This window comes from Ectobacillus funiculus (assembly GCF_004138295.1).
Classification (GTDB): Bacteria; Bacillota; Bacilli; order Bacillales; family Bacillaceae_G; genus Ectobacillus; species Ectobacillus funiculus.
Genome location: NZ_SCFM01000048.1, coordinates 20,647 through 30,999 on the forward strand (window position 1 = coordinate 20,647; position 10,353 = coordinate 30,999).

The window sequence follows — 10,353 nt, forward strand, 5'->3', positions numbered from 1 at the left end:
TTCAAATTAAAAGCTCCTTAGCTTTGCTTTGAACCTTATCTCTCTTATTCACAGAGATAGCAATACAAATTTGAGGAACAGAAATCAATATGAGCTTTCATCAAATTTGTATTGCTATATAGTAATAAACACTGCTAACTCCACTTTTCCACGCAACAGTATACAGAGACACTATTAAAGGTAATTCAATATTAAAATTCACACAATCTAAATGTATATAATTGATTAAACTTACTTCATTGGTAGGAACGGGGAGGTTTTATAAATGAAAAAAGAATTAGTAATGGGGATTGACGGAGGTACGGAAGGTGTAAGAGTAGGGATTTATGACCTATCTGGAAAGCAAGTTGGTATGGGTATTACCGGATATAAAACATATCATCCTAATCCTGGCTGGGCAGAACAAGATCCTAATGAATGGTGGTCAGCCTTAGTAAATAGTGTAAGACAAGCAATGAGTCAAGCAGGAGTAAACAAGGAACAAATTATTGGTTTGAGTTTAGATACTACTTGTCCGACCATGGTATTATGTAAAAATGATGGAACACCTTTACGTCGTGCTCTTATGTGGATGGACCTTCGAGCCCACGAAGAAGCGGATATGATTTCCCGTTCTGGTCATGATGCTTTAAAGTATAACGGTTATGGAAAAGTTTCCCCAGAGTGGATGCCATGTAAGGTTCTATGGTTAAAAAGAAATGAACCTGCACTATATGAAAGCGCAGATAAAATACTAGATTATTCCGACTGGTATACGTATAAATTAACAGGTAGACATACAGGAAGCATTAGTACAACCACATACAGATGGTATTACAACGAGGAGGAAGGCGGAGTACCAAGACATTTTTATGAATCAATTGGTTTAGACGATGTTTTCGAAAAGCTTCCTCAAGATATATACAAATTAGGAGAACTTGTTGGTGGACTTACACGGGAAACAGCAGAGGAGTTAGGACTTAGTGAAGGAACACCAGTGGCTCGCGGAGGCGTAGATGCCCTTAATGGCATGATTGGTTTAGGGGTAGTTCAAGCTGGGAAATTAGCCCTTATTACGGGATCATCACACAACGTCTATGCACTAACAGATAAACAAGTTCATGCCAAAGAGATTATGGGTTCATTCCCAAATGCTCTTGTTCCCGGCTTAAGATTAGTAGAGGCTGGACAATCCTCTTCAGGTTCCACTATAAAATGGTTCCGAACAAACTTTTGTAAAGACTTAGAGTATATAGCAAATCAAAAAAATGTAAACGTTTATGATTTATTAAATCACGAAGCAGCTCAAATCCAACCAGGCTCTGAAGGTCTTATCGTTTTGGATTACTGGCAAGGTAATCGCTCACCGCATGTAGATCCTAATGTTAGAGGAATGATCTCTGGTTTGTCACTAAAACACGGAAGAGAGCACATCTATCGAGCGATTATCGAAGGAATTGCCTACGGAACAGACTATAACATCCGCAATTTTAGAAAGAATGGGATTGCTACTACAGAGGTATATGCAGCTGGTGGGGCAACAAATAGTAAGCTGTTTATGCAAATTCACGCCGATGTTAGCAATATTGCCATAAACATCCCTGAGGATAACCAAGTGGCTTGTTTAGGCTCTGCAATCTTAGCTAGTGTGGCTGCGGGGGCTTATCAGAATATTGAAGAGGCTGTTTCAAATATGGTTCGCTTTAAAAGTGAAATCATTGAACCTAATCAAGAAAATCACGAAAAATATCAATTATATGCTGAACAGTACAGAAAAGCTTATCCACAATTCCATAATTGGATGTGGGAAAATACGCTTATCCACAACTCCATAATTGAATATGGGAAAAATACAAAAGTTAATCAACTTGATTTAGTAGGCGGTTTAAAGTAAGGCATCTAATAGACCCTTATCTAACTCTTGTTCCTAAATTTCAACAAAAGCATAAGATAATTGGCCCACCAAGATGACCCGGCAAGCATGATGCTGTTCTAAAAACTTACGTATGTATTGATTCTCATGTTAGGCAGATTTCACCTATCGGTGGATTTGCCTTTTTTCATCTTTAGTGTTCCATTATCAGAATGGTCATAGTCTGTAATATATTTAGATACCACATAAACAGGTTGTAATAAATATTTTAATTCTACCAGAAGATACTTATAATAACTGGTTAATAGGGGATGACTGAAAATGGAAAGAAGCCTGTCGCTAGAGCTTGTCCGTGTTACAGAAACGGCTGCTTTAGCCGCTGCAAGATGGATGGGAAGAGGAGAGAAAGACAAGGCGGATGAGGAAGCAACAAGGGGTATGCGTGAGGTGTTCAATACAAAAGCGATATTGCTACAAAAGGCAATCTTTATAAAGAGGAGCCATAGTCTCATCAAGGAGAGTTCAACATGAGAATTAAAGGAGAAGTTTTCAAAAAAAGATCTTACCCGTATCATGCTGAAGAAAATATCGACTGCATCTGTTTTCTTGAGATTGAAGATGGAATTCAAGTAGGAGAAGATAAAATTAAGGTGATTCCTATCTTAAGTGAGGAATCAATTGTTTCTCGTATTATTGGTAATTTTGTTGAAGTTGAGGGGGAAATTTACTGGAAGCAGATTATTACACCCCTCGGCAGACCAAACTCTCTTCCTGTCCCAATTCTTAGGTTAGATAAGATTAAGAGAATTCATTACCCTGAGGTAAAAGAAGATTTAGAACTCCAATTATCTTAGAGTCTCTAGATAGGGATGGTGAGCTATCTCCTCTTACTGCTTTATATACTTGAAGAAGGGGAATTCTTTCAAAGATTTGTTAAAAGTGTGGTACCAAAATGTGAATCATCCTATCTCGGAGGAAATAACACCTTAATCTAAGTTATCTTTTCCTAGCTAGGGTATTCACTGCATTCTATAGAAATTTAAATTCTGTACAGAACTAGAGCTTTAGTAGAAAGTATTCTTTAAAACCAATAAGAGTTTCTATGCTTATATTTTTAGCCAAATGATCCATCGCTGTCATCGTGTCCATTTGGCTAATATGCAAACCGATGATAAAAAGTGCTCCCTTATTATTCAATGGGAGCACTTTTATTAAAAAATATAAATCTACATTAAAGCTCTATTTAATCTAGTTAGAATAAAACTTTCTAATCATATAACCACAATACAAGTTAACAATCATTACATCTCCGTACCTTAGCCACGTGGCTGTACTTTTTCCGAGTTTACCTGCTCATCAGCATGATAAGATGAGCGGACCAGAGGACCTGACTCACAATGATCAAACCCCTTGCTTAAAGCTATTTCCTTTAGCTCATTAAATTCAGCAGGTGTCCAGTACTTCATAACTGATAAATGCCTCTTAGATGGTTGTAAATATTGACCAATTGTAATGATATTTACCTGATTTGCTCGTAAATCATCCATAGCCTCAATAATTTCTTCTTTTTCTTCTCCAAGGCCAATCATAATACTTGATTTAGTTGGAATGTCTGGATGCATTTCCTTTGCACGGCGTAAAAATTCAAGAGAACGCTCATATTTTGCTCTCGCACGAACTTGGTCAGATAAGCGTCGCACAGTTTCAATATTGTGATTGAGAATATCCGGACGTGCGTCCATTAAGGTCTTTAGGTGCTCATAGATCCCCCCCATATCTGATGGTAAAACCTCAATAGAAGTAAAAGGGCTTTTACGACGTACAGCACGTACAGTTTCCGCAAATACCCCTGCCCCACCATCCTTTAAATCGTCACGAGCAACTGCAGTGATTACAACATGCTTTAAATTCATTTGTACAACTGAATCAGCCACTCTTTCAGGTTCTCTCCAATCCAACTCTGTTGGTACTCCTGTTTGAACTGCACAGAAGCGACAAGCACGGGTACAAATACTTCCTAAAATCATAAAGGTAGCCGTTCTTCTAATGGCCCAGCATTCATGAATATTCGGGCATTTCGCTTCTTCACAAACTGTATGCAGTTGTTTTTCCCTCATCATTTTTTTGAGGTTAGTATAGTTTTCATTTGTATTTAATTTAATTTTTAACCACTCGGGTTTACGAAGGTTCTCTGTTTTTGTTACCATTCTAACCATCTCCATATGGGCATAATGTATCCAAACAATAACTATTAAAGATAAAATAGGGGCCAGGGCCAGTATTCACCCCTCTTTAGAATAAATTCAATACAAAAGAAATTAGGGTCAATTGGAATTTGATTAAGAAATATTTATGCTATGTGTGTTAGTTGTCTTTTAGAAGGGCTAACGCTGTTTGCTCATCTACAATTAATGCATCCATATAGTTTCCTTTCAAAGCTGCAGATAAACTTTCTAACTTATGAATTCCATCAACTACCCCAATAACTTTCTTAATGTTTTTCAGTTTTTCTAGAGGTAAACCAATAACTTTATCATTTAGTGGAATTTCAACTACATTTCCTGATTTATCTAGGAAACGGGAGGCTATATCACCTACTGCACCTGCTTTACGGAGTTGCTCTAAATCCTGATCTTGTAAATACCCAAGCATCCTCATAGTAGAATTTTGATAAGGATTCCCAACACTAATAAGGGCTATATCTACATTCTGTCCCTCTTCAAGTACTGATGCGATATCCTTCATAGCAACAAGCCGATCCCTTAATTCTGTTGTCTCTACAACGGCTGGGGCATACAAATAGGAACAGGTACTATTCATCTTTTTTGATAACTCATATGCTAACTGGTTAGAATGTAGCTCAACACGCTTCGTTCCTAAGCCCCCAACAAGAGGAATAATTTTTATCCCTTCCCTTTGTTCAACAGGATGCTCCTTTACCAATTCTGCCAAAGTAGCCCCCCAGGAAATACCGATTCGGCTTACATCTTTTAAACTTTTGGAAAGGTAATGGCTGCCTGCTCGTCCCACTTCTCTTTTTATCATTTCTGGAGTAAGTTCAGAAGTCGAAACTACAACTACATCCTTTAATCCATATTTCTTCTCAAGTTGATATTCCAGCTGTATCGTACGAAAATCTTCATCTTTAATATATACTTCTACCATTCCAACATCTCTTGCCTTCTGCAAAAGTTTTGAGACAAGACTTCTAGATACGCCAACTTTCTGAGCGATTTGTTCCTGTGTACAATCCTCCATATAATACAAATTAGCTACTTGAGCTAAACGTTTCTTTTCTTCCCAATCTAACATACAATCACCTCTATACCCCAAAATACTTAAAATATTTGGAAATTTAAAATGTAGGGGATAATAGTCAAACTTACCTGAATGGCAAAGTACCTATTCGTATGCTTAATTAGCAAACGATACTTCTTATTTTTCCCCATTCTTTAATTTTATCTCCATTAACATAAACAATCCATCCTATCTAATTTAAATAAACATTCTATGCTATTACTGTTTGGATAGAGATGACACATATACTAAATAGGTTATTTGAAACTTAATTTGTCTCATTTAATTTAAGTAATGTAATACTGACTATGTTTCAATAAAATCTTAGTTTCAAACGTTAGACTAGAATGAAACCTAACCAGCATTAGCTTGTGCTCCCTTATAATAAGGAAGAAAGACGACAAATATTTAGTAGCTTAAAGCTAAATTTTTGGGCCAATGAATATAGAATATTAGATGGCTTGCCAGCTTTTTCAGACCTCTCTTGATTCTTTATAATCTTTTACAGCTGTACATCTTAATATTTGAAAGTGTTTCAGAAATGACATCTGCTAATGTAGATATCTCCTTAACCAGCCTTACTATCCCTACTGATTTTTTACCACCATGCCTTTCAGCATATTTATATCCTGGGAGACTTGTAAAGATAGATATAGACAAAGAGGCTGAACCTAGGGGCCATTGTGATTGGCCCCTAGGTCAGCCATCTATCTGTTATCCAAAAGCAGTGCTGCCGTTATCTCATCTATAATTAATACATCTAGATAACTTCCTTTTAAAGCGCCTAGTACACTCTCAGCTTTATGTGAACCCTCTACAACTGCAATAACTGTTTGGATTGTTCTTAGTTGTTCCAATGAGATGCCGATAACCTTGTTATTTATTGGATGATTAATAGGTTCCCCTAATTTATCAAAGAAACGAAAAGCAATATCGCCTACTGCACCAAATTTCCGAAGGTTATCCAAATCAAATTCCTTTAAGTAGCCAATTTCCCGTAGTGTAGATTCTCTATGAGGGTTCCCTAGACTGATAAGTGCTGCATCTACATTCTTTCCTTCTTCAAGGACCACTTCGATCTCTTGCATTGCCATGAGGTGATTTTTTAACTCTTCTGTTTCCACGACTGCTGGTGTATACAAGTAAGAACAGGTACTATTCATCTTTTTAGATAATTCATATGCTAGTTGGTTAGCATGTATCTCCACAGATTGATGGCCCATTCCCCCTTCAAGAGGAATGATCCTAACATCTTCTCTTCGCTCGTACGGGTACTCCTTGACAACTTCAGCTACAGTAGTTCCCCATGAAATTCCTAGTCGCTTAATATCTTTTAGGTTGTTAGCTAAATAATAAGCACCTGCTTGTCCAACTGCTTTTCTCCTCATCTCTGGTGTATATCCAGCAGTTGAAACCACGATTACATCTTTTAGCCCAAATTCTTTTTCTAGATTTAGCTCTAAGTCGACTGTATGGGAATTCTCGTCCTTAATATACACCTCTACAATCCCGATTTCTTTTGCTCTTTGTAATAGCTTTGAAATAACAGGTCTTGAGACACCTACTCGTTTTGCGATTTGTTCTTGTGTCCAACCATTCAGATGGTACAAATTAGCAACCTTCACCATTTGTCTTCTTTCTTCCGAACCTAACATATAATCGCCTCTTTACTTATACAGCTACTTTTATTCTAGTAAGCAACTATATTAAACAAGAACACCATTCGTTCTCATCTTATTAACAATATGCATTGCATTCTCATAAAACGCTTCAGAAACAGTTGGATGAGGGTGAATCATTTTTGTTACTTCTTCGACAGTCCCTTCCAGGTGCATAAAGGCAGAGGCTTCTGAGATCATCTCTGTCACATGCGGTCCAACCATTGTTACACCAATAATTTCGCCATACTTTTCTTCATAGACAACCTTTACAAAGCCATTTGTTTCTCCAAGAGCTAGTGCTTTTCCATTTCCAACATGATCAAAGCGTTCCGTACGTACAGATAGCCCTTTCTTTTTTGCCTCTTCTTCTGTCATACCAACACTCGCAACTTCAGGCAATGTATAAATGCAGCGAGGAACCACTTTGTATTCCATTTTTTCTTCCAGGCCTGCTGCGTTAGCTGCTGCCACAACACCTTCAGCACTAGCAACGTGGGCTAATTGATAACCTCCAACTACGTCGCCTACTGCATAAATACCTGGTAGATTCGTTTCCATTTTTTCGTTGACCTTAATAAAAGGACCTTCTTTTTCAATTGCTACATCTTGAACTGCAGAAAGGTTTGGCTTCCTTCCAACACTTACGATAAGTGTTTCCGTTTTAAAGGAGAGCTCTTTCCCTTTTGCATCTGTACATTTTACAACCTTCTTCTCTCCATCTTGCTGTACTTCTGTCACTTTCGTGCTCGTATAGAAACGAATACCTTTTTTCTTCAAAAGTTTTGTTAGTACTTTAGAAGCATCTGCATCCTCACTTGGAATAATACGATCCGCTGCCTCAATAACAGTTACATCGGACTGCAGGCTAGCAAAGATACAAGCAAATTCCACACCAATTACGCCACCGCCAATGATCACAACTGATTTAGGTATAGCTGGAAGATCAAAAATCGTATCACTCGTATCAAACTGAGCAGAAGCTAACCCAGGAATTGGTGGTACAACCGGTGTTGATCCAGTTGCTACAATAATGCGATCCGCCTGGATTCTTGTTGTCTCTCCTGCTTTTGTTTCTACTCTAATCACTTTTCCTTCTTCAAGGATGCCAAAGCCTTGATGCAAGTCAATTTTCCCTTGACTTAACAAATAAGCAATGCCGCCACGTAGCTTCTGAATTACATCGTCTTTGCGCTTCTTCATTTTATCCAGTGAAAAGGAAAGCTCCCCTGATTCAATTCCCCAAGCTCTAGCCTCTTCAATTGACTCAATTACTTCAGCATGTTTTAATAATGTTTTAGAAGGGATACATCCTCTGTTCAAACATGTACCGCCTAAAAAATCAGCCTCAACTAAGGCTACTTTTTTCCCAAGTTCCGCAGCATGCAAAGCTGCTACGTAACCGCCGGGACCCCCGCCTATTACTACGATGTCATATCTTGCCGCAGCAGAGTTAACTGCAACTGCCTCCGAAGTACTTCCAACCGTTGCTGCCACTTCTTCTTGTACTGAATCAGTAGTTTCTCCAGCCAACCCTGGTGGTTCTGCAGGCACTTGTTCATTTTCTTGACCAATATAACCAACCACATGGTTAACAGGAACTTGGGCATCCTGATCAAAATATTTCTTTAATAAGATACCATCATCGTATGCTTCAACTTCGATGTTGATTTTATCCGTCATAATTTCGAACAATGGTTCTCCGATTTCAACAGTATCTCCTTCTTCCTTAAACCACTGAAGAAGAGTACCAACCTCCATCGTACTACTTAGTTTCGGCATAAAAATCTCTTTTGCCATGATTCTTCCCCCTTATTTAAAACGAAGCGTTTCTCTTATCGCTTCAACAATATCAGGAACTTGAGGAATAACAGCCTTCTCTAGCGTTGGGTTATCAGGAGTTGGCATTGCTAGTCCACCTAATCGTTTAATAGGTGCATCTAAATAATCGAACGCTTCACTCTCAGCGATTATACGATTTTATTATATTCTCACCTTTTATACTAATAGCTCAAACGGATTTTCCAGAACGCGTTTTAACTCTGTTAAGAACTCTGCAGCTGGTGCTCCATCAACAACACGGTGGTCAAATGATAAGCTAACTGCCATCATTGGACGGACTTCAATAGATCCCTTTACAACAACTGGTTTATCTACCATTCTTCCTACACCTAAAATTGCAATTTCAGGTTGATTAATAATTGGAGTAAAGGTGTCGATAGCATACATACCTAGGTTACTAATTGTAAATGTAGATCCTTTTAATTGATCAGGTAATAATTTTTGCTCTCTTGCTCGTTTACCAATATCTTTTGCTTCTGTCGTTAAATCTGCTAATCCTTTTTGCGTTACATCTTTGATAACCGGAACCATTAAACCATCCGGCACGGCAACTGCTAAACCGATATGAACGTCATCATTATAAATAATTTCATCGTTTACAAATGACGCGTTGAGAGCTGGGAATCGTGACAATACCGTTCCTACTGCTTTGATGATAACTTCCGTATAGGATAAACGGAATCCCGTTTGCTTTTCAATAATAGGCAATAACTGCGTACGTAACTCTTTCACCTTTGTCATGTCGATGTCGCTTGTTAAAGTCACATGTGGTGCTGTAAAGGCACTTTGAGACATACGGTCAGAAATAACCTTTCGCATACCTGCAATTTTTCTTCGCTTCTCTGGAGAAGCTGAAGATGCTTCTTTTCTTTGTTTCTCTGAGGAAGTCGAAGTTGCTGCCGCTTTCTTATCTTTTCCTTGAACAGCTGCAGTTACATCTTGCTTCACAACTTTGCCGTTTAGACCGCTACCCGTAAGTGTCGATACATCAACTTGTTCTTGTTTTGCGATTTTGCTTGCAAGTGGTGTAATTTTTGCTGTAGCTACACCCGGAGCAACATACATTTTGACATCTTTCAGATGAATTCTTCCATTCGGACCACTTCCTGGAACCGCTGCTAATTCCATCTGTTTCACTTTTGCTTCTCTTCTTGCCGCAGGAGTAGCGCGCGGCTTTTCACCAGAATTAACTACAACTGCCTCTGGAGCACTTTCAACCGTTGCTGCCGTTGCTGCTGCCACTTCTTCTTGTGCTGAATCCGCAGTTTCTCCAGCCATCCCTGGTGGTTCTGCAGGCACTTGTTCATTTGCTTCGCCAATATAACCAACAACATGGTTAACAGGCACTTGGGCATCCTGATCAAAATACTTCTTTAATAAGACACCATCATCGTATGCTTCAACTTCGATGTTAATTTTATCCGTCATAATTTCGAACAATGGTTCCCCAATTTCAACAGTATCTCCTTCTTCCTTAAACCACTGAAGAAGGGTACCAACCTCCATCGTACTACTTAGCTTTGGCATAAAAATCTCTTTTGCCATGATTCTTCCCCCTTATTTAAAACGAACCGTTTCTCTTACCGCTTCAATAATATCAGGAACTTGAGGAATAACAGCCTTCTCTAGCGTTGGGTTATAAGGAATTGGCACTGCTAATCCACCTAATCGTTTAATAGGGGCATCTAAATAGTCAAATGCTTC

The 10,353-nt window shown here is 38.5% G+C and carries 7 protein-coding genes and 4 pseudogenes; 3 read left to right on the forward strand and 8 right to left on the reverse strand.

Annotation, left to right across the window (positions count from 1 at the left end):
• The first annotated feature begins 265 nt into the window (after positions 1-265).
• The 3 genes and pseudogenes from EP737_RS21220 to EP737_RS21230 all read left to right on the forward strand — a co-directional run bounded on the left by EP737_RS21220 (position 266) and on the right by EP737_RS21230 (position 2,706).
• The gene (locus EP737_RS21220; protein ID WP_129730746.1) at positions 266-1,873 is read left to right on the forward strand and encodes an FGGY-family carbohydrate kinase; all 1,608 of its coding nucleotides are present in this window, start codon (positions 266-268) and stop codon (positions 1,871-1,873) included.
• A 300-nt stretch (positions 1,874-2,173) separates the two neighbouring features.
• Positions 2,174-2,311 (forward strand): annotated as a pseudogene (locus EP737_RS21225) (fructose-bisphosphatase class II); the annotation flags it as partial.
• Positions 2,312-2,379: 68 nt separating this feature from the next.
• Positions 2,380-2,706 (forward strand): hypothetical protein, encoded by a 327-nt coding sequence (locus tag EP737_RS21230; protein WP_129730748.1) that lies wholly within the window; start codon positions 2,380-2,382, stop codon positions 2,704-2,706.
• 462 nt (positions 2,707-3,168) lie between these two features.
• On the opposite strand, the gene lipA is transcribed toward EP737_RS21230, so the two are convergent.
• The 8 genes and pseudogenes from lipA to EP737_RS26355 all read right to left on the reverse strand — a co-directional run.
• Positions 3,169-4,059 carry a lipoyl synthase gene (gene lipA / locus EP737_RS21235; RefSeq protein WP_129730750.1) on the reverse strand — a complete coding sequence of 297 codons (891 nt, stop codon included), beginning with the start codon at positions 4,057-4,059 and terminating at the stop codon, positions 3,169-3,171.
• Between the two features lie 157 nt (positions 4,060-4,216).
• On the reverse strand, positions 4,217-5,164 hold the full coding sequence (locus tag EP737_RS21240) for a sugar-binding transcriptional regulator (protein ID WP_129730752.1): 948 nt from the start codon (positions 5,162-5,164) through the stop codon (positions 4,217-4,219).
• A 692-nt stretch (positions 5,165-5,856) separates the two neighbouring features.
• On the reverse strand, positions 5,857-6,804 hold the full coding sequence (locus EP737_RS21245; protein WP_129730754.1) for a sugar-binding transcriptional regulator: 948 nt from the start codon (positions 6,802-6,804) through the stop codon (positions 5,857-5,859).
• 51 nt (positions 6,805-6,855) lie between these two features.
• Entirely contained in the window at positions 6,856-8,304 is a 1,449-nt protein-coding gene (lpdA, locus tag EP737_RS21250) for a dihydrolipoyl dehydrogenase (protein WP_246040332.1), read from the reverse strand.
• 93 nt (positions 8,305-8,397) lie between these two features.
• A pseudogene (locus EP737_RS26630) lies at positions 8,398-8,607 on the reverse strand (biotin/lipoyl-containing protein); the annotation flags it as partial.
• A gap of 12 nt (positions 8,608-8,619) precedes the next feature.
• Positions 8,620-8,781, reverse strand: a pseudogene (locus EP737_RS21255) (alpha-ketoacid dehydrogenase subunit beta); the annotation flags it as partial.
• A 24-nt stretch (positions 8,782-8,805) separates the two neighbouring features.
• Complete coding sequence (locus EP737_RS21260) at positions 8,806-10,194, reverse strand: dihydrolipoamide acetyltransferase family protein (RefSeq protein WP_129730756.1); 1,389 nt, start codon at positions 10,192-10,194, stop codon at positions 8,806-8,808.
• Positions 10,195-10,206: 12 nt separating this feature from the next.
• Positions 10,207-10,353 (reverse strand): annotated as a pseudogene (locus tag EP737_RS26355) (alpha-ketoacid dehydrogenase subunit beta); the annotation flags it as partial.